Annotated in this window: 20 protein-coding genes and 3 pseudogenes; 8 read left to right on the forward strand and 15 right to left on the reverse strand. The window is 42.6% G+C overall.

Features of this window, described 5'->3' with window-relative positions; all coding sequences use genetic code 11:
* Window positions 1-154 precede the first annotated feature (154 nt).
* On the forward strand, window positions 155-2356 hold the full coding sequence (locus tag DACSA_RS00495) for a hybrid sensor histidine kinase/response regulator (protein ID WP_015227897.1): 2202 nt from the start codon (window positions 155-157) through the stop codon (window positions 2354-2356).
* A 195-nt stretch (window positions 2357-2551) separates the two neighbouring features.
* Here the strand turns inward: DACSA_RS00495 and DACSA_RS00500 are convergent, their stop codons facing one another.
* Window positions 2552-3538, reverse strand: coding sequence for an NAD(P)H-dependent glycerol-3-phosphate dehydrogenase (locus tag DACSA_RS00500; RefSeq protein ID WP_015227898.1), 987 nt, complete (start codon window positions 3536-3538; stop codon window positions 2552-2554).
* A gap of 256 nt (window positions 3539-3794) precedes the next feature.
* On the opposite strand from DACSA_RS00500, the gene DACSA_RS00505 reads away from it, so the two are divergent.
* Entirely contained in the window at window positions 3795-4241 is a 447-nt protein-coding gene (locus tag DACSA_RS00505) for an NUDIX domain-containing protein (RefSeq protein ID WP_015227899.1), read from the forward strand.
* Here DACSA_RS00505 and DACSA_RS00510 read toward each other — a convergent pair.
* From DACSA_RS00510 to DACSA_RS22935, 3 genes are all read right to left on the reverse strand, one after another.
* Window positions 4199-5818, reverse strand: coding sequence for a glycoside hydrolase family 57 protein (locus tag DACSA_RS00510; protein WP_015227900.1), 1620 nt, complete (start codon window positions 5816-5818; stop codon window positions 4199-4201). The two genes, DACSA_RS00505 and DACSA_RS00510, sit on opposite strands and share 43 nt — an antisense overlap.
* 238 nt (window positions 5819-6056) lie before the next feature.
* Complete coding sequence (locus DACSA_RS00515) at window positions 6057-6296, reverse strand: hypothetical protein (protein ID WP_156800595.1); 240 nt, start codon at window positions 6294-6296, stop codon at window positions 6057-6059.
* A complete protein-coding gene (locus tag DACSA_RS22935) occupies window positions 6277-6471 on the reverse strand; it encodes a DUF7718 family protein (protein WP_456297642.1) in 195 nt (64 codons plus the stop codon). Before DACSA_RS22935 ends, DACSA_RS00515 begins: the two co-directional genes overlap by 20 nt.
* A gap of 264 nt (window positions 6472-6735) precedes the next feature.
* Here DACSA_RS22935 and DACSA_RS22940 point away from each other — a divergent pair.
* Window positions 6736-8017, forward strand: a pseudogene (locus tag DACSA_RS22940) (RNA-guided endonuclease InsQ/TnpB family protein).
* A 71-nt stretch (window positions 8018-8088) separates the two neighbouring features.
* Here the strand turns inward: DACSA_RS22940 and DACSA_RS00525 are convergent.
* The 3 genes from DACSA_RS00525 to DACSA_RS00530 all read right to left on the reverse strand — a co-directional run bounded on the left by DACSA_RS00525 (window position 8089) and on the right by DACSA_RS00530 (window position 10897).
* Complete coding sequence (locus tag DACSA_RS00525; RefSeq protein ID WP_015227903.1) at window positions 8089-8748, reverse strand: hypothetical protein; 660 nt, start codon at window positions 8746-8748, stop codon at window positions 8089-8091.
* 120 nt (window positions 8749-8868) lie between these two features.
* Complete coding sequence (locus tag DACSA_RS21160) at window positions 8869-9039, reverse strand: hypothetical protein (protein WP_015227904.1); 171 nt, start codon at window positions 9037-9039, stop codon at window positions 8869-8871.
* A gap of 352 nt (window positions 9040-9391) precedes the next feature.
* Window positions 9392-10897 (reverse strand): phytoene desaturase family protein, encoded by a 1506-nt coding sequence (locus DACSA_RS00530; protein ID WP_015227905.1) that lies wholly within the window; start codon window positions 10895-10897, stop codon window positions 9392-9394.
* 367 nt (window positions 10898-11264) lie between these two features.
* On the opposite strand from DACSA_RS00530, the gene DACSA_RS00535 reads away from it, so the two are divergent.
* Window positions 11265-12218 carry a S1C family serine protease gene (locus DACSA_RS00535; RefSeq protein ID WP_015227906.1) on the forward strand — a complete coding sequence of 318 codons (954 nt, stop codon included), beginning with the start codon at window positions 11265-11267 and terminating at the stop codon, window positions 12216-12218.
* A gap of 199 nt (window positions 12219-12417) precedes the next feature.
* Window positions 12418-12822: pseudogene (locus tag DACSA_RS00540) on the forward strand (Uma2 family endonuclease); the annotation flags it as partial.
* Between the two features lie 52 nt (window positions 12823-12874).
* On the opposite strand, the gene sat reads toward DACSA_RS00540, so the two are convergent.
* Both sat and DACSA_RS22360 read right to left on the reverse strand, forming a co-directional pair.
* Entirely contained in the window at window positions 12875-14056 is a 1182-nt protein-coding gene (sat, locus tag DACSA_RS00545; protein ID WP_015227908.1) for a sulfate adenylyltransferase, read from the reverse strand.
* Between the two features lie 53 nt (window positions 14057-14109).
* Window positions 14110-14235, reverse strand: a complete 126-nt coding sequence (locus DACSA_RS22360) for a hypothetical protein (RefSeq protein ID WP_269544665.1) — start codon at window positions 14233-14235, stop codon at window positions 14110-14112.
* Between the two features lie 17 nt (window positions 14236-14252).
* On the opposite strand from DACSA_RS22360, the gene DACSA_RS00550 reads away from it, so the two are divergent.
* Window positions 14253-15278: a cysteine hydrolase family protein gene (locus DACSA_RS00550; protein WP_015227909.1), complete on the forward strand. Its 1026-nt coding sequence runs from the start codon at window positions 14253-14255 to the stop codon at window positions 15276-15278.
* An 18-nt stretch (window positions 15279-15296) separates the two neighbouring features.
* Here DACSA_RS00550 and DACSA_RS00555 read toward each other — a convergent pair whose 3' ends face one another.
* Entirely contained in the window at window positions 15297-16727 is a 1431-nt protein-coding gene (locus tag DACSA_RS00555) for an isochorismate synthase (RefSeq protein ID WP_015227910.1), read from the reverse strand.
* A gap of 204 nt (window positions 16728-16931) precedes the next feature.
* Here DACSA_RS00555 and menA point away from each other — a divergent pair, with 204 nt between their 5' ends.
* Window positions 16932-17849, forward strand: coding sequence for a 2-carboxy-1,4-naphthoquinone phytyltransferase (menA, locus tag DACSA_RS00560; RefSeq protein ID WP_015227911.1), 918 nt, complete (start codon window positions 16932-16934; stop codon window positions 17847-17849).
* Between the two features lie 463 nt (window positions 17850-18312).
* Here the strand turns inward: menA and rodA are convergent, their stop codons facing one another.
* From rodA to DACSA_RS00590, 5 genes are all read right to left on the reverse strand, one after another.
* Window positions 18313-19572: a rod shape-determining protein RodA gene (gene rodA, locus DACSA_RS00570; protein ID WP_015227912.1), complete on the reverse strand. Its 1260-nt coding sequence runs from the start codon at window positions 19570-19572 to the stop codon at window positions 18313-18315.
* An 11-nt stretch (window positions 19573-19583) separates the two neighbouring features.
* Window positions 19584-19820, reverse strand: coding sequence for a hypothetical protein (locus DACSA_RS21165; RefSeq protein ID WP_041235232.1), 237 nt, complete (start codon window positions 19818-19820; stop codon window positions 19584-19586).
* 19 nt (window positions 19821-19839) lie between these two features.
* Window positions 19840-20901: an Mrp/NBP35 family ATP-binding protein gene (locus DACSA_RS00580; RefSeq protein WP_015227913.1), complete on the reverse strand. Its 1062-nt coding sequence runs from the start codon at window positions 20899-20901 to the stop codon at window positions 19840-19842.
* 94 nt (window positions 20902-20995) lie between these two features.
* A complete protein-coding gene (locus DACSA_RS00585) occupies window positions 20996-21805 on the reverse strand; it encodes a tetratricopeptide repeat protein (protein ID WP_015227914.1) in 810 nt (269 codons plus the stop codon).
* A gap of 242 nt (window positions 21806-22047) precedes the next feature.
* Window positions 22048-23304, reverse strand: a complete 1257-nt coding sequence (locus DACSA_RS00590) for an FIST signal transduction protein (protein ID WP_015227915.1) — start codon at window positions 23302-23304, stop codon at window positions 22048-22050.
* A gap of 151 nt (window positions 23305-23455) precedes the next feature.
* On the opposite strand from DACSA_RS00590, the pseudogene dusB reads away from it, so the two are divergent.
* Window positions 23456-24271 (forward strand): annotated as a pseudogene (dusB, locus tag DACSA_RS00595) (tRNA dihydrouridine synthase DusB); the annotation flags it as partial.
* Window positions 24272-24493 lie beyond the last annotated feature (222 nt).

A 24493-nucleotide genomic window follows, 5' to 3' on the forward strand; every position in this document is an offset into this window, starting at 1 on the left:
GCCTCTTACCTCTTACCTCTTACCTCTTACCTCTTACCTCTTACCTCTTGCCTTTTGCCTCTTGCCTTTTGCCTCTTGCCTTTTGCCTCTTGCCTAGCGCGTAGCGCTATATAAGTTACAGTTAAGTTATATTAAAGTTTCCTCTGCATTAGGAATGGCATCAGAATCGCTGGCATCAGACCTGAAACAATTACAAGAACAACAAGCGTTAATTCTCGAACAAATTGACCGCGCGATCGCGATATTCGATCGCTACGATCGCCTCATCACCTACAATCAATCGTTTTTGATTCTAGGGGGCTTTTCCCCAGATTGGCTTGCCCAACAACCCTCCCAACAAGAAATCATAGAAAAAATGGCAACTCAGGGGAAATGGTCAAAGGGAGAACAAGAAATTTTGATCGACCTGATCCAAAAAGCTGATTCTAACCCCACTCCTTGCACGATCGAGCAGCCATCGGGAGAAAGTTTACATATTTTAATTACCGCTACCAGCGACGGTGGCTATATTCTAAACCTCCGTCAACTGACGATCGAAACTGATTCTAAAGAAATTATCAATCGTGAACTCAGACGACTAACGTTTTTACTGGGATTAACAGAACGTCTCCAACCTGCCACAGACATCGAGGAAATTGGTCAATTTGCCCTTTCCTACCTCATTGAAACTACTAACGCCGCATTTGGGGACGTGAAAGTGATTAGCGGCGAAGGGAACGATCGAAAAGCAGAGCTTCTCGTCAACGAAATCACCTCAGAATTTATTGCCACCTATGGGGATGCAATTCCCGAGATGGGGGCTTTGATGAAAGAGGGCATCCCCTATGGACAAGGTTTATTATGGCAGGTGGTGATCACAGGGAAACCGCTTTTTGTTGATGATTACGCCAACCACCCGCAAGCGGTGGAGGGGTTTCGCAATCCAGGGATTGGACAACTGGGCATTTTCCCGATTCCTGGACATCGTGGCGACATTATTGGGGTTTTAACCTTAGAATCTCGTTCCGAAAACCCTCTACAAAGTCAGTTACAAGAAGATATAGTGTTAGCGGCTTGTCGCACGTTAGGAGTCGCCATTGAACGAGCGCAAGTGCAACACAATCTCCGTCAAGCCAATGAAGATTTAGCCCAAGCCTCACAAATGAAGTCAGAGTTTTTGGCTTCTATGTCTCACGAGTTACGAACGCCCTTAAACAGCATTCTCGGTTTTGCTGATTTACTGGAAAGACAACGAAAAGAGACTTTAAGCGAGAATCAAGTTAAGCAAGTCAAGGCAATTAAGCGCAGTGGCGAACATTTACTGCAATTAATCAATGATATTCTAGACCTTTCCAAAATTGAAGCGGGAAAAACCGAATTAGATTTACAGCCAGTCGTGGTTCATAGTTTATGTAGTCAGTGTTTGCGGATGGTGCAACCACGATCGGATAAAAAGCGCATTGCTTTATCATTGGAGTTAGATTATCAGATCGAACGTGCGGAATTAGATGAACGACGAGTCCGACAGATTTTGATTAATCTTCTCTCCAATGCGATTAAATTTACGCCCGAAGCGGGGAAAGTTAAACTCAGTGGTTATCTTCGTTATGGTCGTCAGTTACTCGCAGAATCCAGACTCGATCGAAGCCCAGTTAACAATAGCACTCCTTACCTCTGTTTAGAAGTCTCAGACACAGGAATTGGGATTCCAAAAGAGAAACAAGGGTTATTGTTTCGTCCGTTTCAACAATTAGATTCCTCTCTCACCCGTCGCCACGAAGGAACAGGTTTAGGATTAGCACTCACCAAACGTTTAGCGGAATTACATGGCGGCACCGTTTCTGTGGAATCAGAAGAAAATCAAGGGAGTGCGTTTCGGGTTTGGCTTCCTCTGACAGAATTACGAACCCAAAAGGAAGATTTCTCTAAAGAAGAAACGTCTCCAGAAGATGTGTTGCGTCCATTTGGTACGGAAACAACGGAAACTGGAAATAGTCCTCGGATTTTAGTGGTGGAAGATCAACCCTTTAATCAGGCTTTGATTTGTCAGGTGTTGGAATTAGAAGGATATGAAGTGGAAGTGATTTATGATGGGAGAACGATGAAGGACTTAATCGAAGCAGAACTTCGATCGCGCGAACTGTTACCCCATCTGATTCTCCTCGATATTCAACTTCCCGAAGTCGATGGTTTTGAATTATTGCATCAGTTACGGGAAACTGAATACTGGCAGGATGTCCCTGTGATTGCCATTACAGCGATGGCGATGCCAGGCGATCGCGATCGCTGTTTAGACGCGGGGGCCGATGATTACATCGCCAAACCCCTGCATTTAGAAACCGTCATCGAGAAAATTAAACATCTCATTTCTAATTAGTGCCTCCTGAAAAAGTCCATTGGTTGGTTTAGCAAGGCAAGAGGCAAAAGGCAAAAGGCAAGAGGCAAGAGGCAAGTTGCCTTAGGCAAGAGGCAAGAGGGTTGAACAATCAATGAACTTGCATTTTTACTCATATCTTAATCGCCTCAAATCCTTATTTGGTAAAACTTTCAGTTTCCCAACAGCAACCCCTAATTAATCATCAAACAGATCATCAAATTCGGCTTTTAATTCTCGCGCCATCAGGGCTTCTACCGCCTGTTGCGGGGTTGATTTTCCCTTGAGTAAACGATACACCTGCGCCGAAATCGGGACGGGAATTTGCTCTTTACGCGCCAACCGCACTAACACTTGTGTGGTGTTTACCCCTTCTGCTGTCCCTTCTAAATGCTCTAAAATCTCTTCTAAGGTTTTACCCTGGGCTAACCCATAGCCTACCTGATAATTGCGAGAGAGGGGGCTATCACAAGTGGCGAGTAAATCTCCTAACCCCGATAAACCAAAAAAGGTTTCACTGGATGCGCCCAATGTTGTTCCGATGCGGATCATTTCTGGAAGGGCGCGAGTAAGAAGGGCTGCTTTGGCATTCGTCCCTAAATGTAATCCATCACACACACCAGACGCGATCGCAATGACATTTTTTAATGTTCCTCCCAATTCTGTACCAATGGGATCAGCATTAATATAAACTCGAAACGTCTCACAAGCAAACATTTCTTGGGCAGCTTCGGCGGCGGCTTCATCTTCACTTGCCATTACTGTGGCGGCAGGAAGATTGTTTTGGATTTCCTTCGCTAAATTGGGACCCGATAACACCACGATCGGATGATCGGGAAACGCCTCTTGCCAGAGTCGGGAAGGCGTGTAGGCAGTTTCTGTATCTAACCCTTTGGTAGCAGTGACAATAATCGTTGATTCAGGAATACCAATGGCTTTAACGCGATCGATCATCGGTTTAACCCCTTTCATGGAAATCGCAGACAAGAGAATTTCTGCATCTTGAATCACCGATTCTAAAGGAGTTTCACCGCGTCTCGACCATAAACGTACATGATGATCGCTACGTTCAGCAACCGCCGCAAGGGTTGAACCCCAAGCGCCCGCACCTAAAACCGTTGTGATTTTGGCGGGAGTGGCTTCGTTTCCTGTAAAATTACTGGGTTGAGATTCTGTATTTACCATCTAAGTTGATTTTTAATTAATAATTAGTTATAGCAGTTCTAATCCATTTCCCTTGATTCCCCCCTTACGAAGGGGGGTTAGGGGGGATTGTTAATTCCCCCCTTACGAAGGGGGGCGAGGGGGGATTGTTAATTCCCCCCTTACGAAGGGGGGTTAGGGGGGATTGATTTACAATTTGTTTGGGATTACTATAGCAATCCTAAATCAATTTTACTGGTCTGGTAGCAGTAAAAATAAACCGAGAAAACCAGAAATTATGTCTTATAGAAACCCGATTCCGACCGTTGATATTATCATTGAACTGCGCGATCGACCCCAGCGCCCGATCGTCCTCATTGAACGGAAAAATCCTCCTTATGGTTGGGCGATTCCAGGGGGATTTGTTGATTATGGTGAATCCGTAGAAACCGCCGCGAAACGGGAAGCGTTAGAAGAAACTCGTCTGGAAGTTGAACTCATTGAACAGTTCCAAGTTTATTCTGATCCGCAACGAGACGATCGCAAACATACCATCAGCATCGTCTTTATTGCCACCGCCGTTGGCACGCCACAAGCGGCCGATGATGCCAAAAACTTAAACCGCTTTTCCCTGTGGGAGATTCCAGAGAACTTATGTTTTGATCATCACCAAATTTTAACCGATTATCGGTATTACCGAGACTATGGTTTTCGTCCTAACTTCACGGGTTGCTCGATCGGTTGATAAACTTGATAGTCGATGTTGGGAAATATGTTGTCAATTTTTTCCACTTTTTCTAACCAAACTCGATCGATGCTTCCCTGAAGAATCTCATCATATAACTTATTAAACCGTTTTAAGTGCGATCGGGTGCGACGAACCGCATAAGGCACCATAGTTCCCGTTCGCATAATAAACGCCCAATCCGAAGACTGCGCCAATAGTAACTCCCTTGCTGCTTGATTTAGCGCTCGTTTCTCCCACTCATCCGCCGCTTCACGACGACTCAACTCAATCATCCGTTCCGTTGCCTCATGTAAATGGGGATAAATCCAAGCATTCGTCGAATTCACCCAATATTCGTGAAACCCTTTATATCCCCAACTTGACTGGGAAGGCTTACAAACCTGTTGCACCGGTTCCAAGCGTAAATACTCCGCTAAATGCACCATTTCATAAGTCGTTTGGTCATACCAAGACTTACGAATCAAATAATCCACAAACCAAGGTCCTTCATACCACCAATGACCAAATAACTCCGCATCATAAGGAGAAATCACCACTGGCTGACGTTGCATAATCCCTGCTAAATGCTCAATTTGGCGTTCTCGGTTAAAGACAAAATTCCCCGCGTGTTCCGCCGCCTTTTCCCTTGCCCAATAGGGATCATATAACTTTTTCTCCCCTAACTCGGCAGTGCGACTGGTAATTTTATGATATTTAATCCCTGTATTTTTCCGTTGTCCATCAGGGAGAATATAGGGTTTAATATACTCATACTCCGCTTCCCAACCCAAATCCTTATAAAACTCCCGATACACTGGATCACCAGGATAACCCACCTGTGACGACCACACCTGCTGAGAAGACTCGTGATCCCGTCCAAATGCTGCCACACCGCTTTCTGTGTAAACTGGCGCATAAGTGCCATAACGAGGACGCGGACTGGCATATAATAAACCATGTCCATCCATAAGAAAATAACGTAGGTTCGCATCTGCCATGAAGCGCTCTAAACCATCATAATAAGCACATTCTGGCAACCAAATTCCGCGCGGCTTACAACCAAAGTTTTCTTCGTAATGGTCACAAGCAATATTGATTTGCGCTTTCACGGCTTCAGGGTACATTTTCATCAAGGGAAGATAGCCATGGGTTGCCGCTGAGGTAATAATCTCAATATTGCCACTGTCTTGAAGCTCTTTAAACGCAGTTACTAAGTCTCCCTGATACGCTTCCCAAGTTTTTCGCACCCGTGCAAACTGATTAATATAATGTTGGGCTAAGTATTGAAGATGTCCGTTATCGGGATGATTTTGAAGTTCTTTGGCGCCGAGTTCTTCTAACTTGGATAAATGCTGCTCATAGCGTTCTTGCAGAAAAGAATCCCGTAACATGGACACCAAAGGCGGTGTCATGCTCATTGTAATCTTAAATTCAATGCCATCTTGTTTTAATCCCTGAAAAGTTTGTAATAGAGGAATATAGGTTTCGGTGATCGCTTCAAAAAGCCATTCTTCCTCTAAGACATAATTACTTTCAGGATGGCGGACAAAGGGGAGATGAGCGTGTAAAACTAGAGCGAGATAGCCAAGAGCCATAAGTAACTGTTTGCGTTGATGATGGGAGTGTTTGCAGTGACCAATAATCAGTTCCCTGATTTTTGTGGTGTTATTGTGCAATTATCCATTTTAACTGGGTTTTGTGATTCCTGATCAACTGTTGACACTGCTATAGCTATCACAAACATGAATTATGAAACGATTTTTATCCCTAATCCCCAATTTTCGGAAGAGAGTTTTACCCATCAAATCATGTTGCTATGATATTGGATCAGGCTTAATGAAGGAACTGGTACTCAGTGCGATGGATAGGTCTCTGTTCCCTCTCTGACCAATATTGAGCAATTACACCATTTTGTTCATCAACCCATTTATCACCTGTGGAAGGAATAACAATCGCGCCATCAGGAATAGATGAAATCTTTTCTGGGCGATCCATCAACTCTTCTAAATAGTCAAAGGCTGCGTTGATATTGGCTTCGGCTAACCGTTGTTGTTCACTTGGAGTATAGTTCATTTTCATATCGTCTCCTTTCTGCTTCCCAATTTTTAAGAAGAAACTGACGAGCAGCCTTCATATTAATCTTATTATCACCATAGTCATTAAGCCACCTTTTAGTAGTTGTGCCATTTGGTGAGTGAATATCTAAGTGGGGAGCCCCGTCAAAATCATCCGCCCGAATTACAGCGATTCAGTCAGAAAGCCATCCGTTTGAAACGGATAGATGAATGACACAAACAAGGCTTTAGCCTTCTGTGTCCTTGTAATTTGGCATTTCTAAGGTATCAATCCAGTCCTCTACTAGCTGAGTCATTGTTTTTCTTTTATGTCTTGCATATAGTCTCAACTTTTCAAGTCTCCCTACTTCTATCCGAATGGAAAATTGTTCTTTTTTCATCTCTTGTCAATGACGTGATTTATGTTATAATAATCTTAGCATTATTTTAGAAAGCCTATGTATGGATGTCAGCAAAATCGAATTAAACCAAGCTCTGACTTAATTCCTATATTAGAACATATTTGCCATACGGCTAATAATCTCACTAATTGTGGGATTTATCTGGCTCGTCAAATTTTCTTTAATGAGAAAAGAATCATTGGTAAATATGAACCAGAAAAAGCCTTAAAACAGCAAATTAACTTCAAAGCCCTCTACTCTCAATGCTCCCAACAAATTCTTAGAAGTGTCGCCGAATCTTTTAAGTCCTATCAAGGATTAAGAGAAGCCTTTTTTGAAGGAACAATTGATAAGCATCCCAAACTTCCAAGTTATAGAGACAAAGGAGGGATGGCGGTTGCTTCCTACCCAAAACAAGCGTTAAAGTTAAAATCTGGTCAAGTTAGAATCCCTTTGGGGAAAACGATTAAAATTTGGTTTGGGTTGGGAGAGTTCTTTGTTCCGTTCCCTTCTAATCTAGAATGGAAAAGCATAAAAGAGTTAAGAATCCTTCCTAGAAATCGAGAATTTTATGTGGAATGGGTTTATGAAAGACCCGAAGTAAGTACCGCAGTTAACTCGACAGAGGCGTTAGGAATTGATCCTGGCTTAGATAATTGGCTAACTTGTGTTTCTACAAAAGAGTGAGTCTTTCGTTATTGATGGAAGAAAAGTTAAATCTCTAAATCAAAATTATAACCGTCGAGTATCTTCTCTCAAGAAAGGAAAGCCTCAAGGTTATTGGGATAGTGAGTTAGCGAGAATCACAGAAAAAAGAAATCGTCAAATTAGAGATGCTGTAAATAAAGCGGCGAAAATGGTTGTTAACTATTGTCTTAATAAGGATATAGGAATCATCGTTTTCGGTTGGAATAAAGGTCAGCGTCAAGGGCTCAATATAGGACACCAAAATAATCAAAACTTTGTCCAGATTCCCACAGCTAAGTTAAAAAATCGGATTCAACAATTAGCAGAAGAAAATGGAATTGAGTTTGTAGAAACTGAAGAATCTTATACCTCCAAAGCCTCGTTCTTAGACCGTGATTTGCTACCGAAATTCGGTGAAAAACCCGAAAGGTGGCAGCCATCAGGGAAAAGAGTAACAAGAGGATGCTATAAAGATTCAAAAGGAAGGATCGTTAATGCTGATGCCCAAGCGGCGGCAAACATTCTGAGAAAAGTAGAGATACAGCTAGGCTTAGTTCTAGCCAAGGTCAGTAGAGCAGCTTTGAGCCTGCCCCAAAGATTTTATCTTTGGAACTCCAAACGAAAAGCGCGAAGCATTATGGCTTTAGCATAATGCGTAGCAACGTTTGGAATCCACGCCGATTTATCGCGTGGAGAGTTCAACACATAACACTAATCATCAAGCTAATAGGATAAGGCAAGGCGAGAGTTGAGGGTAATATCTAAGTCTTGGTTTGGATCAATGGAAATCACTTCCACTTCATCTTTCCCTAAGAGTAAGCCGCCCAATGCACCTAAACCCACTCCTCCTAATACTTCTTCCGTTGCGATCGCTCGATCACCCGTAATTCCTGCAATAACGCTCGCTGCAGCGGCTCCAATGGCAGCCCCTTCTAAAATATCACCCGTACTTGCGCCTCGTTTCACAGTTTCTCGTCGCGTCACGACTTGCGAACTGGCGTTAATGCTTTGAGACGATTCTCCAGCGACTTTTAATTCTTGGGCGACAAACCGAGCGCCATTTCCCACTGGTTGTACTTCTCCCACCAGTTCGCTACCGTAAGGAATTAAAATTCGTCCTTGACGATCTTTGATGTTGGCGGCAATTTGTAGGGTAACGGGAACGGTTTCGTCGGGTAAAACAACAATTTTTTCGGCTTCGTCGTAGCGTACTGGTAGGGAAACACCAGAGGGAATCGCAATGCGGCGAACTTGGGCGATGTTACTGTGTACAAATTGAGCAGAAGCTTGATTAGACAGGAGGAGAGGGGTTGTTACTCCCATCCCTAAAAAGAGAGAAAGAACGGTTAATGTTCCTTTTTTTACGGTGGACAGTTTAGACATTGCACATTTCCTAATATTCGTCAAGGGGAAAGACGGGAATTTTAAAATTAAAGTTCCACCTTTAAAAACCACTGTCGGGACGAACCGCCCTTCGCCCCGACAAGAGTTGATTAACAAAAATTAAACTAAACCAGAACGGCGACAGAATACGGCGAAACTGGTAGCAATACCAGTAATGAAAAGGGCGGTTAAGGGGGATTGTCCTTGACTGACGGCGAAGGAAGTAACTACACCTGAACCTACTGCCGCGATGGAAATTGTGCTGAGTAAATCTTGAGATGAACTATTCATTTTATCAAAAAGTGTTTTTATATACTGTATTTAAGCTAACAAAGCAATCCCCCCCCCTGGGACTAAAATCAAGGAATTGTAAATAAGTTTTAGCTTTTCTATAAGTTTGTTCATATTAACTGGTCACTGATTGGTGTTGGGTTTCGTCTTCTCCACCCATTGCAGTGACCAGTGATCAGTGATCAGTGATCAGTAAGCAGTGAATAGTGAATAGTAAGCAATTAATTCGTAACAGATTGTAAGCTACTAAGTAACTGACTAGATCAAGAACAACTGGTAACTGGTAACTGGTCACTGGTCACTGATTGGTGTTGGGTTTCGTCTTCTCCACCCAACCTACGTTTTAGGGGGATTAGGGGGCGATCATCTGTTGAGTTTGTTCTGGATCAACCAAACTGTTAGCGCACAAAATCCCAGAAGCGGCTACAGCAGGAACACCAATTCCGGGGAGGGTACTATCTCCCACTCGATAAAGCCCAGAAATCGGGGTTTTATAGCTGGGAAACAGCCCGTTTTCGGCTGAGATGGCGGGGCCGTAAGTGCCTTGATAGCGTCTTAAATAGCGGCTATGAGTGAGGGGAGAGCCAATCAATTCGAGGGTGATGCGATCGCGCAGATCGGGGATAATTTTCTCTAAAGCCTGATACAGTGGCGCGGCTTTTGCTTGTTTTTTCTGAGGATAGTTTTCATTTCGTTGCCATCCCTGATAAGGTTCTAAAGTGTAGGCATGAATCAGATGTTGTCCTGATGGTGCTAAGTTGGCATCCCAAACGGTAGGAATGGAAATCATACAGGTGTTTCCTGGGGTGCTAATGTCTTTTTTTTGATCATGTACTACCACATGATGACCATTTAATTTTTCTAACCCTGCGGCGCGAATCCCTAAATGAAGGTGCATAAAACTTTCTACCGTCGGTGTGGCTAAACTGGTTTGACGGTAGTTTGGCGGTAAATCTTCTGGCTGTAACAGTTGGCTGTAAGTATCCCAAATGGTGGCGTTAGAGATGACAATTGGTGCTTTCAATATCTCACCGTTGCGGAGTTTCACCCCTTGCGCTGTTCCTGATTCTACTAAAATCTGTTCCACATGAGCGTTGAGTTTTAATTCCCCTCCCCAACGCCGCAAACCGCGAAGGAGTGCTTCAACAATAGCGCCACTTCCTCCCACTGGATATTCTACCCCTACTCTCGATCGTTCTCCGAGCATAAAGGCAATTTCTGGCGCGATCGTACCGTTTGCTTTCAAACCCGAAAGTAGGAAACATTCTAAATCAATTAAGCGTTTCACCCAAGCATCGGTGACAGTTTGTTCTCGAATTTTCCCCACCGAAGCACTCATCAGAGGTAATTTCGGAAGCGATTTTAATAGATTCCATCCATATTTAGGGAATAATACTTGTAGAATCTTCCAATCCGATCGTAGTTCAATGGTTGGGATATCTTTTAAGCAATTATAGATTCCCAACATTTCGGTAACAAAAGCGCGGTATTCCTTAGCCCCTTGAGGAGTAATTTTCTCTATTTCTTGACAGTAACGATCGTTATCTTGAAAGGCGAAAAATGTTCCTTCGGGAAAATGAAACTCACCGAGGGGATCATAAGGAATCGTTTTCAAACTTTCCCCTAACACGGTTAAAACTTGCTGTAAGGGATTTAAACTGCTATTGTCAGCGCTAATCCCAGCATAAAAGGAGGGTCCTGAATCGAAGGTAAAGCCTTGACGAGTGAAACTGTGAGCTGCGCCGCCAGGAATATTATGACTTTCACAAATTAAGACTTTGTAGCCATAACGAGCCAACAAACTTCCTGCTGTTAATCCTCCGATGCCACTCCCAATTATAATCACATCTAGAGCCATTTTTTCCTCACTCACTCTTTATTGACGCTCTCCCATCAAATCAAAGATTATGATGGGAGATTCTTGCTTCTAACTACTGAACCAAGTTCAGCAGACGACCAACCTTAAAACATCCACAAACTCGTTGCTTCAGTCCCAGTGGGTCAATCTCCACAAGCGTAGATTATTCTGTTCTCGTCCGCCCGACGATACAGTTTTCAAGTATTTTTCGGTTTTACTGGTACACTCGTTAAAGTGAAGCACGTTTTTAGAGAGGTTTTTCGCGCCTCTTTTTAATGGTTAAATTATACCACGACTGTTCTGATTCATCACCCCAACAAATCAAAGATTATGTTGGGAGTCTTCTCAGAACGCTAGATAAATCCCGATGAAACCACAATTAATTTCAACTTGGATTGTCTCAATTACGATCGCGCTAACAGGAAGTTTAGCCACTGCTTTATATTCCCCTGTTGAAGCTCAACCCACCGTTTCTAATCGTAACCAAGAAACTCTCTCTGAGTCACTCCCTTTTAAGATTAGTGACGCAGTTGTTACTTTACAAGGAGCAGGGGGAAAAGGAACAGGAAGTATTATCGAAGCCAGTGGGATTGTTCTCACCAGTGAACATATTATCAGCGATGCTCAGGGAGGACAAGTCAGCATTTTAACGGATGATGGGGTTCAATATCCAGGGAAAGTGATTGCGGTCGATCGCGATCATGATTTAGCCCTGATTCAAATTCTCAGCCGTCAAACCTTTTCTACGTTACCCCTCGCGGATGGAGATGAAATTAACACCAAGGAAAGGGTGTATGCGTTAGCTGATCCGTTTTTGTCTTTAGAAAATCTTACCAGTGGGACACTGAAAAAAGTCACCAGAGCGACCAGTCTTTACAGTACAATTTTACTCAGTCCTGGGGATTCTGGGGGGCCTTTACTGAATGGGGAAGGAGAAATTATTGGCGTAAATCGTGCGATTATTCGCTTTCAAAATGCCGAGGGGAATAGCACTTGGGGCTTATCAACCCATATTAATTCGGTTCATAATTTTTTAGAAAACGCTCGATCGAGTCGCCTTTCTTCTGCTTCTGAAAATGGGAATCAGACTCAGAAATTAGGGATTACTGTTGCGCCAAATACGTTAGAAATTATTGAAATCGAACCAGATTCTTTAGCGGATGAATGGGGATTAAAAATAGGAGATGAATTAGTTGGCTTTAATCATCGTCCGATCGAAGAATTAGGAACATTACAAGATTTTTTAGACAAAAATCCCTCAGAAGTTTTGCTATTCTTAAGAAGAAATAATTACTTAGTTCGCTTGCGAATGAGACTATAATTATGGTTTTTAGACAGTAGCTATGATAGAAAAGTAGTAGAATAAGGCAAAAGGCAAGAGGCAAAAGGCAAGAGGCAAAAGGCAAGAGGCAAAAGGCAAAAGGCAAAAGGCAAGAGGCAAAAGGCAAAAGGCAAGAGGCAAAAGGCAAAAGACTTTAAATATTTAATAATTTGGCAAAAAATAAGGGAGAATATTTAACATGAATTTGACAAAAACGATCGCGCTACCCACCGAAAACGAACTTCCCTGTGATGATGGTATTCCCATGGCAACTCAACGACATAAAATACAAATGGACTTGTTATTAGATGTCCTTTATCCCTGGCTAGAAAAACGAGATAACGGCTATATGGGCGGTAATATGTTCATTTATTACAGCGCCGCGCAACTGAAAAATCAAGACTTCAAAGGACCTGATTTTTTTGCCGTTTTAAATGTGTCAAAAGTCGAACGAAAAAGTTGGGTAGTTTGGGAAGAAGGAAAAGCCCCAGATGTGATCATTGAATTACTATCAGAAAGCACCGCCAACATCGACAAAACCGAAAAAAAAGAAGTGTATCAGAATCAAATGCGAGTCCCAGAATATTTCTGGTATGAGCCGTGGCGCTAAGTTTTCAGTTCCTGTTTAACGCCCCCTTTCAAAGGGGGTTGGGGGATTAGGTGGCTTGCATCGCTTTCACTAATTCCTGTGCGACCTCTGGACGAGAAAATTCTTCTGGGGGACATTTTCCTTCTCGTAACATTGCCCGTACTTTTGTTCCAGAGAGATGAAGTCTTTCTTCTGGGGTGCTAGGGCTAGTTTTACTGGTTGCCATTTGTTTGGTGCGTTTGCAATAAAAAGCGTGTTCAAAACGCATGGGAGTAATGCCTAACGCTTCTGGATCAAATTCATTAAAAATTTCTTGTGCGTCATAAGTGCCATAGTAGTCGCCAACACCAGCATGATCACGTCCCACAATAAAATGAGTACAGCCGTAGTTTTTTCGCACTAAAGCATGAAAAATCGCCTCTCTGGGACCAGCGTAACGCATGGCAGCAGGATAAATGGCGAGACTGACTCGTTCTTTGGGATAATAGTTTTCTAGGATGATTTCGTAGCAGCGCATCCGCACATCAGCAGGAATGTCATCGCTTTTGGTTGCGCCTACCAGAGGATGCAAAAAGAGTCCATCAACCACCTCTAAGGCGCATTTCTGGATGTATTCATGGGCGCGATGGATGGGATTACGGGTTTGGAAACCGACGATGGTTTTCCAGCCTTTTTCGCGGAATAAGGCTCGTGATTGAATGGGATCAATTTGATAGTTGGGGAAGAGGGGATGCGGATCACGTTCTAATAGCCAGACGGGTCCGGCGAGGTTGATTGCTCCTTTCTGATAGATGACAGCAACCCCTGGATGTTTTTCTTCATCGGTACGATAAACGTTAACGGCTTCGTGTGCTTTGTTGTAGCGGTATTTTTGGGTTAATTCTAAAACACCGATAAATCTGCCTTGAGGATCATCGAGACGCACCCAATTTCCTTCTTGGAGAGGTTCGGCTTCTTCTTCGCTGACGGAAAGGGTGACGGGAATTGACCAAGGTAGTCCGTTTTCGAGGTGCATTTCGGTGACAACTCGTTCGTAATCTCCTTGTTCCATGAAGCCACGCAGGGGACTAAATCCACCGATGGCAATCATTTCGAGATCAGAGACGGCTCTTTGATCCAGTTGTACTCGCGGTAAACTTTCTGCTTGGGCTAAAAATTCTTGTTTTTCGGCTTCGTTGGCGATGCAGTTAATGAGTTGTCCGCCGTGAGGGGCGATCGCATCTTGTTCGGTATTGGCAATGTTGCTCATAAAAACTTCTATATTTAATTAAGATGTTGTTACAAGACTTTATCCTACCAAGTTCAGGCTACGATTTGAGCAGAGAGTGGATTTTTGATTTTTGTCAGGAAGTGATCAGTGATCAGTGACCAGTGACCAGTGACCAGTGACCAGTAATCAGTGAACAAATAACAAATAACAAATAACAAATAACAAATATTTGATGATGAGTAATTTTTCTGAACTCCCCATTCCCAGTTTTTTTAATCCCGAAAAGGCGCGAGAGGTTTGGCAAATTCCCTATTCCGATCGAGCGACTCAAGGAGAAAATTGGGCGAAACAATATCAGATTTCTCCTGCTGATGCTGATCAAACTCGCATCGGACTTTTGTTAATTGATGTGCAAAATACGTTCTGTTTACCAGGGTTTGAATTGTATGTGGGAGGACAATCTCAACAGGGGGCGATCGAGGATAATATTCGTTTATGTGAGTTCATCTATCGTCATCTCCATTGCTTTACAGAAATCATCGCTACAATGGACACTCATTTTGCTATCCAAATTTTTCATCCGATTTTTTGGGTAGATGATCAGGGAGAACATCCCACTCCAGGAACAACAATTATTTCTCATCAAGACATTGAAAAAGGCGTTTGGAAAGTTAATCCTGCGATCGTTCCTAATTTTCCGAGTTGGGATTATTCGAGTTTACAAACCTACGCTTTACATTATGCTCGTCATTTAGATCAGACGGGAAAATATCCTCTGATTATTTGGCCCTATCACGGTATGCTCGGAAGTATTGGTCATGCTTTGGTTTCTTCTGTGGAAGAAGCATTATTTTTCTATAGTGCGGCTCGTAAACGTCAACCGCAATATGAAATTAAAGGGAACAATCCTTTAACTGAAAACTATTCGGTGTTGCGTCCAGAAGTTACGGAAGACCAAAATGGGAGGACGATCGCTCAAGAAAATCGATCGTTAATTGAGCAGTTATTAAGTTTCGATCGACTCTTAATTGCAGGACAAGCAAAAAGTCATTGTGTGGCTTGGACGATTGATGATTTACTCATTGAAATTCAAAAAAAAGACCCGAAATTAGCGCGAAAGATTTATCTTCTTGAAGACTGTACTTCTCCTGTTGTTATTCCTAATGGTGCTGATTTTACCACTCAAGCTGACGAAGCCTTTGCTCGATTTCAAGACGCGGGAATGCACCTGATTCGATCGACGGAAACGATTGACTTTTAGGTGAGATTAAAGCGTTACTCATGATCGTAGTGCTTTTAACATTGCTTGTAGTTTCAATTGAATTTCTGCTAGTTCTTTTTTTGGGTTAGATCCAGCAACAATTCCAGCGCCAGCATATAAACGCGCTTGATTTTTTTGAATCATTGCCGATCGGATTCCCACCATAAATTCAGCGTTCCCTTTCCCATCTAACCAGCCAATGGGAGCGGCATAAAATGCTCGATCGAAGGTTTCATATTCACGGATTTTTTCACAAGCGATTGCAGTGGGTACACCAGCTACAGCAGGAGTGGGATGGAGTTTCGCAACAATTTCGATCGGATTAATCTCGGTGGGAACTTCTGCTTTAATCACTGTCCAAAGATGTTGAATATTGTTCAGCTTTAAAAGTTGGCGCCGTGATGCTTCTGGTGTTAATCCTAGTTGTTTTAATTGTTGAATAATATAAGAACTTACGGCGTTGTGTTCTCGTCTTTCTTTCTCACTACTGAGAAGCGTTTGAGCTAATTTTTCGTCCTCGATCGAGTTTTTTCCTCGCGCGGCTGATCCAGCTAAAGCATCACTGATTAAGGTTTGTTTTCTCAAACTAAATAAACGTTCTGGGGTCGCACCAATAAAGTTATTTCCTTGACCATCTCCCACTAAAAAGATATAGCAATCGGGATATTTTTGTCGTAAATAATTCAAAGATAAAAATGGATCAAAAGGGAGGGAAGCCACCACATCAAGATGATGAGACAAAACGATTTTCGTTAGTTTTTGTTGCTGAATATCTTCCAGTGCTAATTTTACGGCTTTCTCAAAGGGATGACGCTTATTTAAGGCGGCTTTTTCTAACTGATTCGTGAAGGAAGAAATTTGAGGAAAATAAAAACGAATGCTAGATTGAGAAAAGGTTTCTATCTTTTGCATTTGTTTTTTGATGGTTTCTTTAATCTCTATAATGTTGACAGTAGGAGACAGAAAACAATTATAAGTCAGGAAACAAGATTGATGAGAACGAGTAATTTGCCATTTCGGAATAAAGATCGTTACCGATGGCAACAAAGATGATAAGGAAGCGGCCTCAAAAAACGTTAAATTGGTTAAAAACTTCGCGCCGACTTCTGGTAAACTTGTGTCTCCAGTTTCTAAAATTGAGTCTCGATATTCGTTGATAAAATCTTCGGTTTGTTGAAACCGATCGGCGCTAATAATTTTCTTTTCGATACAGCTTCCCCAAGCACTAATCGCACTATTTTGTTGTTGGTTTTCCCAATAAAATACTCTTTCTTGATCAGTGGTAAATTGCTGTAGAATCGTTAGCGGTTCCACTGCGAAAATTGCCTGAGTAATACTAACAATTAATCGCTGATTACTAGCCTGACATTTTTCTTGGCAAGTTTGTAAAAAATCGTGCAAATTTTGATCATCGGCTAAGGGTCTAGCGTCGCAAGGAGTCACTGACATGAGGACAACAATTGTAAATTATTTTATAATCGTTCTGGCGTTAAGGGAACAAAGATGATATTTCTAAGGGAGAAGTTGCTTCCAAGTTTAGGTCATTGCTCACAATTTATTGATCTTAACAATAAATTTCCTCCTCTTAACGAACATTTCCTCAAGCATAACCCTTGAGGCTTAATTATACCTAACATAACCTTTTATTTTCCTATGCGTTTGACCCGTTTCCAAAATAAATTTGTAAAAAAAATTAATATCTCTCTTTGGTTAGCTGCCATTAAACCGCCCATTTATACGGTTGCGATTATTCCAATTACTATGGGGACAATTATCGCTTATCGTGAATCTGGACAACTGAATTGGATGATTTTTTCCTTGTTCTTATTGTCTGGAATTTTGATTATTGCATGGCTCAATTTAAGTAATGATGTCTTTGATTCAGAGACGGGAATTGATGTGAATAAAACGACTTCAGTGGTCAACATTACGGGGAATAAATCTCTCGTTTTTTGGGTGAGTAATTTTTGTTTGGCAGGTGCAATTTTGGCTTTAAGTGCGATCGGGTGGTTACAACAAGATTGGGGGGTCATCGGTTTGGTTTTACTTGCTTGTTTTCTTGGCTACACTTATCAAGGTCCCCCGTTTCGTCTCGGTTATCAAGGGCTAGGAGAAATCATCTGTTTCTTATGTTTTGGTCCGATCGCGCTTAGTGCTGCTTATTACTCACAAACTCAAGGATTTAGTTGGTTTCTTCTCGTCACTTCTACCATTATTGGCATCAGTACCTCGCTGATTTTATTTTGTTCTCATTTCCATCAAGTGGAAGACGATTTAGCTGCAGGAAAACGCTCCCCGATCGTGCGACTAGGAACAAAAACAGGAGCAAATGTTCTCGCCGGCTTCACAGCAAGCATTTTTATTTTAACTATATTTTGGACAATTCTCGGTTATTTTCCCTTATCTAGTCTCCTTATTTTTCTCTCTCTCCCGTCTGCTTATCAATTAGTTCGTCATGTGCAAACTTATCACAATCAACCTCAAAAAGTGAGCAATTCTAAATTTATTGCTGTGCAATTTTATTGTTGGAGTAGTTGTTTCTTGGGTTTAGGTTTATTGATTATTATTTAATTCCTAAAACGGCTTAATTCCCCCTGTGTTGGGTTTCGCGTAGAGACGTTCCATGGAACGTCTCTACCTAATGACAAATGACGAATGACTGATTGGTGTTGGGTTTCGTAAACTTCACCCAACCTACGTTTTACTTTGATATTAAGGGGAAAAATTAGTAAAACTAATATAATAAAGGCAAATTCATTAGATTTTTCTATTAAACCCCATACTTTACACTTCTTAACGATTTTTTGACCGACCAAAATATTGACGAATTTACGCCGTTTCAGGTATGATGTTGGAAACAAAAATCCCACGGGATGGTCTGTCTTTTAAGCAATTTATCACCCTCAAGCCCTTATTCCTTCGTTGCGCTTCGGGAAATCTTGTCAAGTTTTTGGGAAAGAGTTTAAACCAATTTTTCGAGGGGAATTATAAATTCTGTAACGAAGGGTTGACAGAAATACGAAGATATGCAGGGCTAACTAAAAAAGGTGGTGCGTTGCTTATGATTCGCAACCGATTCGACAATTCCGATCGCCATAAAATTCATTAGAATTGCTGATCGTCCGTAACTCATCCAGGGAAGCGGTAAGCCAGTGATGGGAGCGAGTCCGATCGTCATCCCGACGTTAACAGCGACCTGAAAGAAGATCATACAGAAAACGCCGATCGCCAGTAAAGAACCAAAATTATCTTGCGCTTTCAGGGCAATCATTAGTAGTCTGACACAGATTAGCCAGAACAGCAAGAGTAACCCCATCGTTCCCACAAAGCCTAACTCCTCGCCAACCGCACTAAAAATAAAGTCTGTATGTTGTTCAGGAATAAAATCTAATTGAGTCTGTGTGCCTTGTGTGAAGCCTCTTCCCCACATTTCTCCCGCACCGATCGCGATGCGAGATTGAATGAGATGATAACCGCCACCGAGAGGGTCTTTATTGGGGTCTAAAAAGAGAATCAGGCGGTTTTTTTGATAGTCCTTGAGGAGTCCCCAAAACAGGTTTCCTAAGCCCCCAGAAATGAAATTGAGGGCGATCGCGCCGCATCCAGATAACCAGCCCCCTGGCAGTGTGCGCCAAGCAATGACAAACATTAATCCTGCCCAACTCAGCCAAGCGGGAATATAAACATTAAACAGAATCGCCGCGACAGCAGGAGAAATCAACAAAAGTAACCAACTGAAGTTGGCATTTGCCCAATACAGCATTCCGAGAGCGATCGCCCCAAAAACTAAAGACGTTCCTAAATCTGGTTGTAGAAAGACTAACCCCCAAGGTAGAGCCACCACCAGTAACGCTTGCAACAGTGCTGGTAAGGTTTCGGCAGGACGACGATGGAGAATAGCGGCTAAACTAATAATCACCCCTAACTTAGCAAACTCTGACGGCTGGAGATTAAATCCCGCGACACTAATCCATCGTTGCGCTCCTTTTGCCGTCACTCCCATCACTAGCACCATCAACAGGGAAATATTAGTGACCGCATACACGAGCCAAAAGTAATATAATAATTTATTATAACGCCAACGAGCGAGGAAAAGGGCGATCAATAAACCAATTCCCGTCATAATCCCATGACGAATCCAATCATTGACTTCCTCGTTGATTTGGGTGCTATAGATGGTTAAAGCCCCCCAACTGGCAACACCGACCACTAAGAGCAGTAGAAACCAGTCTATTTCTTGCCAAGGTGCGATTAAGTTGCGCCAACTGAATTTGGAAAAGGAAAACCCTGTCATCTTTATCGTTCTTAAGTGAGAGCTTGCTGTTGGGAAACTGAAAGTTTTACCAAATAAGGATTTGAGGCGATTAAGTTCAGGTAAAAATGCAAGTTCATTGATTGTTCAATCGTCACGCACCTTGCATGCAAGCCTTTTGCCTTTTGCCTCTTGCCTTTTGCCTCTTGCCTTTTGCCTTTTGCCTCTTGCCTTTTGCCTTTTGCCTTTTGCCTTTTGCCTCTTGCCTTTTGCCTTACTAAACCAACCAATGGACTTTTTCAGCAACCCCTAAGTGAGAGCTGCCACTGAAGCTTTGGCTGCCACTTGTTGCGCGATCGCGCTGAGAGCAGAAGCGGAAGCAGAATTCGGATGAGACACAACGATCGGGATACCGCAGTCTCCTCCTTCCCGTAAAGAAATCTCCAAAGGAATGCAACCCAATAGGGGAACATTTAACTCTTTTGCTGCTTTTTCTCCGCCACCAGAGCCAAATAAATCATAGCGACGATCGGGCAAATCGGGAGGAATAAAATAACTCATGTTCTCTACCATTCCCAAAACTGTTACCCCCAACTGTTCAAACATTTTCAAGCCGCGACGAGCATCCATGAGGGAGACATCTTGGGGGGTGGTAACAATAACCGCTCCCGACATGGGAACCGCTTGCGCGAGGGTTAACTGTGCGTCACCCGTACCTGGGGGTAAATCCACCACCATGTAATCTAACTCTCCCCAATTTACCTGATAGAGAAACTGACGGATAATGCCATTGAGCATGGGGCCACGCCACACAACGGGCTGATCAGTATCAATCAAAAAGCCCATTGATACCAATTTTACGCCGTGATTAAATGCGGGTTCGAGAACTTCTCCTTTTGGGGATTCTTGTACTCGGACTTTCGCTTCTGCCAATCCGAGCATACTCGGCGCATTGGGACCATAAATATCGGCGTCTAACAATCCCACTTTCGCACCACTTTGAGCCAGAGAAACGGCTAAATTAACCGCAACGGAGCTTTTTCCGACACCGCCTTTCCCACTGGAAACTGCAATGATGTTTTTTACCCCTGGCACTGATTCTCGATCGGGAACCGATTTTTGTTGAGGGGTTTCGGAAGAAACTTCTATCTCTACGGTTTCCACTCCTGGCAAATCTTGAACTGCTTTTTTACAATCATCCACAATCATTTCTTTGAGAGGACAAGCGGGAGTGGTTAAAACCAGAGTAAAGCTCAAATCTCCATTTTCTAAGGAGATGTTCCGAATCATGTTCAGTTCTACTAAACTTTTTTGTAATTCTGGGTCTTGGACGGGACGCAGTGCTTCTAAAATTGTATTGGTGTCTGTCATTGGTAAAGATACTTAAAACTGTCCTTATCCTGATGGTAACGAGAATTAGCATCGATCGTTTGTCAGTCATCATCAAGAAGAGGGCTGAGGTTTGCTAATTATTTAAAGAGAGAAAATTATCGATCGCCTCCACCATACGCGGGGGCCAACGGCGGACTTTTTCCAGCCATTCCACATCCCGATAACGAGCATCACTTCCCATCACAGCTACCCAGTTACTTTCCGCCTCTCCTTCTTGGCGTTCAGCCCACAACATCGCCGTGAGTGCTGCACGAACATCAGGAAAATTGGGATATTTCCGCACTAGCTTTCGGGTTTCGTCGAGTGCTTCTTGTTCATCCCCCACTTGGTAATGGCTTAAAGCCGCATTTGACCGCGCGATCGCAAAATCGGGATTAAGAGAGGAGGCTTTTTCATAATCGGTAATTGCTCCCCTGTAGTCTCCCTTTCCTGCTTTGGCATTACCGCGATTATTGTATGCCATAGCATCATCAGGATTAAGCACTAAAACTTGATTATAATCTTCGATCGCGCTCTCCCAGTCTTGTACAATTTCGTAAGCAATACCACGATTTAAATAGGGATCAGGTTGATTGGGAGCAAGAGCAATGGCATGATTATAATCATTAATCGCCTTTTCAATTTTGCTCTGACTTAAGCGAACATTACCGCGATTACTCCAAACTGCGGGATTACGAGGAAATAACTCGATCAATTCTCCCCAATACACTTCTGACTGTGCGAAATCTCCCTCTTTGAGCGCTTCAAAGGCTTTTTCGGCAATTTGATCTCCCTTTTGTAACTGTTCCTCAGTAATCTGGGAATAATCATTATTTTGTCCCCAAGCTGCGGTGGGGAAACTTAAGAGAAAAACTAAGCAAAATAGACTAATTAGAATACGCATTTTTAGGATTGGTTATTGGTTATTTGTTATTTGTTATTGGTTATTTGTTATTGATGTTGGGTTTCATTTGATTTCACCCAACCTACGTCATGGTTGTTGGGTTTCATTTGATTTCACCCAACCTACGTCATGGTTGTTGGGTTTCATTTCATTTTACCCAACCTACGTCATGGTTGTTGGGTTTCATTTGATTTTACCCAACCTACGTCATGTTTGTTGGGTTTCATTTGATTCCACCCAACCTACGTCATGGCTGTTGGTCTAAAGATAGCAAAAGAAGAGGTATAACCATGTAAAAACGTTTCACTACCTACCGGACCAATTTCCCCATTACAGAAAAAGCCACCGAGAGGAATTTCTCCCACATAGCGACGAAATAACTCCGAATCAAAATTCGGTTTTCCATACAACTCTTTACCCCGTCCTAAACAAGAAAAAAGTAACGCTCCCACAGCAGAATTATTCTTTTCCTCCCGTTGATACTTTTCTAAAAGTACCTCTAAATCTTCAGCAGACGTATTACCATCACGGAGATGAAACTGAATCCGCTGTCCAGGTCGTAATTTATCTCCCACTGCGATCGCGCCAACTTTAGGATCAATCCCCAATAAATTCCGAATCAGGAAATCGCCCTCTTGTAACTCTAACTTAAATTCACTGCGAGCAATGCCTAAAAACAATGAATCTTGAGCCAACTGTTGATCATCAGGACTTAACTCGTTCATCAACTCTCGTAAGGCTTGTAACGGAGGTTTCCCTGCTTCTGCACCATTTTCTCCCACCATTGCCACTTCTGCAAGAACATTGCGTTCCCCTTTTGTAATCTGAAATTGAGGCCCCACTGGACGACACCCTTGAGCGACAATTGTATCAACTTTTATATTGCCGCTTAATGCTACCCCAACCATTCCCCCTCGCAACAATTCCGTGTTTTCTGTACCATTTTGATAGAACAAACCCGTTTGCATTCCCATCGCCATGGCACTGGCTAAACCGCCGACTTTTTTCCCTTGTGGGTAAGCAAAATCTAGCCCTTCTAGTAAATCATTGACCTTTGAAAAAAAAGGATCAGCCAGTAAAATGAAATCAGGCTCTTGTTCTGGAGAAACTCCTGTTAAATTTGTCCAAGCCTTCGCTCCACTGTCCAAATCAGGAATTTCCTCCGCGCTAATATGAAATCCTTGTACGTTCACCCCTGGTAAATGAGCGACAGTGAGACTCAAAGCAGGATTCCCTTCAATTTCTTGCGCTTGATTTTCCTCATCAATCCCAATAATGCCACCGCCTCCACTACCAATTAAAACCGAAATCGGGAGTTTTTCTTGGATTAAAGGCAATAAACGAGGATATTCGCTGGCGTAAGCTGAAGAAATGAACAAAAATCCCAGATCAGGAGAACCAGATAACTGTTTTTTGATGCGATCGGTCACTTCCGAAATCGCACTTTCTAGAGAGAGACGAGTTGAGATCGCGTTTACCCATTGTATTTGCTCAGTCATTAAGTTATTTTATCCGTTTCAGTTTGATTTAAAAATAGCAAATCAGTCATCAGTTATTTGTTATTTGTTATTTGTTATTTGTTATTTGTTATTTGTTATTTGTTATTTGTTCACTGGTCACTGATCACTGGTCACTGATCACTGGTCACTGATAAAAGAACTTCCCCAAGTGATGAATATCGCACCCGATGAAACCCCGATTAGTATTCAGTTGTTTGATTGTCGTCCTGATTTCATGGGAGAAGCGGCACAAAAAGCAGTAGAAGAAGGAGCGCAAACGGTTGATATAAATATGGGTTGTCCCGTCAATAAAATCACTAAAAAAGGGGGTGGCTCATCTCTTTTACGACAGCCAGAAGTCGCAGAAGCGATTGTGAAAGCGGTGGTGAATGCGGTTGATGTTCCTGTTTCGGTTAAAACTCGTATTGGTTGGAATGAAAACGAAATTAATATTCTTGAGTTTGCGAAACGACTCGAAGCCGCTGGCACACAAATGTTAACGTTACATGGTCGAACTCGCTGTCAAGGGTATAACGGAAAGGCACAATGGCATTGGATAAAAAAAGTTAAGGAGATTCTAGAGATTCCTGTCATTGCTAATGGCGACATCTTTTCCCTAGAGGATGCGGTACGTTGTTTAGAAGAAACGGGTGCGGATGGGGTGATGTGTTCGCGAGGAACATTGGGTTATCCGTTTTTGGTGGGAGAAATTGATTATTTTTTGAAAACAGGAGAAAAACGCCCTCAACCGACTCCTGTAGAGGTTTTAACTTGCGCCAAAGAACATTTAAAGGGATTATGGGAGTATCGCGGCGATCGCGGCATTTATCAATCCCGAAAACATTTAGCTTGGTATGCAAAGGGTTTTTCTGGCGCTTCTAAGTTACGAGATAATCTCTCACAAATCAAAAGTTTAGAAGAAGGTTTGGGGTTGTTAGATGCTGCGATCGAAAGTCAACTTGATTAACATTTTTATGATCCCCCCTAACCCCCCTTACTTAAGGGGGAAAATATGATCCCCCCTAACCCCCCTTACTTAAGGGGGGAAAATATGATCCCCCCTAACCCCCCTTACTTAAGGGGGGAAAATATGATCCCCCCTAACCCCCCTTACTTAAGGGGGGAAATATGATCCCCCCTAACCCCCCTTACTTAAGGGGGGAAAAGAAGTCTCTAGAAATTTTCCCGA

The organism is Dactylococcopsis salina PCC 8305 (assembly GCF_000317615.1).
GTDB lineage: Bacteria > Cyanobacteriota > Cyanobacteriia > Cyanobacteriales > Rubidibacteraceae > Halothece > Halothece salina.

What these genes read in the sequence shown, in the direction of transcription:
- DACSA_RS00500 (WP_015227898.1), bottom strand. Translation starts at nt 3,538, where the DNA reads ATGGTAAATACAGAATCTCAACCCAGTAATTTTACAGGAAACGAAGCC.
- DACSA_RS00525 (WP_015227903.1), bottom strand. Translation starts at nt 8,748, where the DNA reads ATGTCTAAACTGTCCACCGTAAAAAAAGGAACATTAACCGTTCTTTCT.
- menA (WP_015227911.1), top strand. Translation starts at nt 16,932, where the DNA reads ATGCGTTTGACCCGTTTCCAAAATAAATTTGTAAAAAAAATTAATATC.
- DACSA_RS00580 (WP_015227913.1), bottom strand. Translation starts at nt 20,901, where the DNA reads ATGACAGACACCAATACAATTTTAGAAGCACTGCGTCCCGTCCAAGAC.
- rodA (WP_015227912.1), bottom strand. Translation starts at nt 19,572, where the DNA reads ATGACAGGGTTTTCCTTTTCCAAATTCAGTTGGCGCAACTTAATCGCA.
- DACSA_RS00535 (WP_015227906.1), top strand. Translation starts at nt 11,265, where the DNA reads ATGAAACCACAATTAATTTCAACTTGGATTGTCTCAATTACGATCGCG.
- sat (WP_015227908.1), bottom strand. Translation starts at nt 14,056, where the DNA reads ATGAGCAACATTGCCAATACCGAACAAGATGCGATCGCCCCTCACGGC.
- DACSA_RS00585 (WP_015227914.1), bottom strand. Translation starts at nt 21,805, where the DNA reads ATGCGTATTCTAATTAGTCTATTTTGCTTAGTTTTTCTCTTAAGTTTC.
- DACSA_RS00495 (WP_015227897.1), top strand. Translation starts at nt 155, where the DNA reads ATGGCATCAGAATCGCTGGCATCAGACCTGAAACAATTACAAGAACAA.
- DACSA_RS00530 (WP_015227905.1), bottom strand. Translation starts at nt 10,897, where the DNA reads ATGGCTCTAGATGTGATTATAATTGGGAGTGGCATCGGAGGATTAACA.
- DACSA_RS00505 (WP_015227899.1), top strand. Translation starts at nt 3,795, where the DNA reads ATGTCTTATAGAAACCCGATTCCGACCGTTGATATTATCATTGAACTG.
- DACSA_RS00555 (WP_015227910.1), bottom strand. Translation starts at nt 16,727, where the DNA reads ATGTCAGTGACTCCTTGCGACGCTAGACCCTTAGCCGATGATCAAAAT.
- DACSA_RS00550 (WP_015227909.1), top strand. Translation starts at nt 14,253, where the DNA reads ATGAGTAATTTTTCTGAACTCCCCATTCCCAGTTTTTTTAATCCCGAA.
- DACSA_RS00590 (WP_015227915.1), bottom strand. Translation starts at nt 23,304, where the DNA reads ATGACTGAGCAAATACAATGGGTAAACGCGATCTCAACTCGTCTCTCT.
- DACSA_RS21160 (WP_015227904.1), bottom strand. Translation starts at nt 9,039, where the DNA reads ATGAATAGTTCATCTCAAGATTTACTCAGCACAATTTCCATCGCGGCA.
- DACSA_RS00515 (WP_156800595.1), bottom strand. Translation starts at nt 6,296, where the DNA reads ATGAACTATACTCCAAGTGAACAACAACGGTTAGCCGAAGCCAATATC.
- DACSA_RS00510 (WP_015227900.1), bottom strand. Translation starts at nt 5,818, where the DNA reads ATGGCTCTTGGCTATCTCGCTCTAGTTTTACACGCTCATCTCCCCTTT.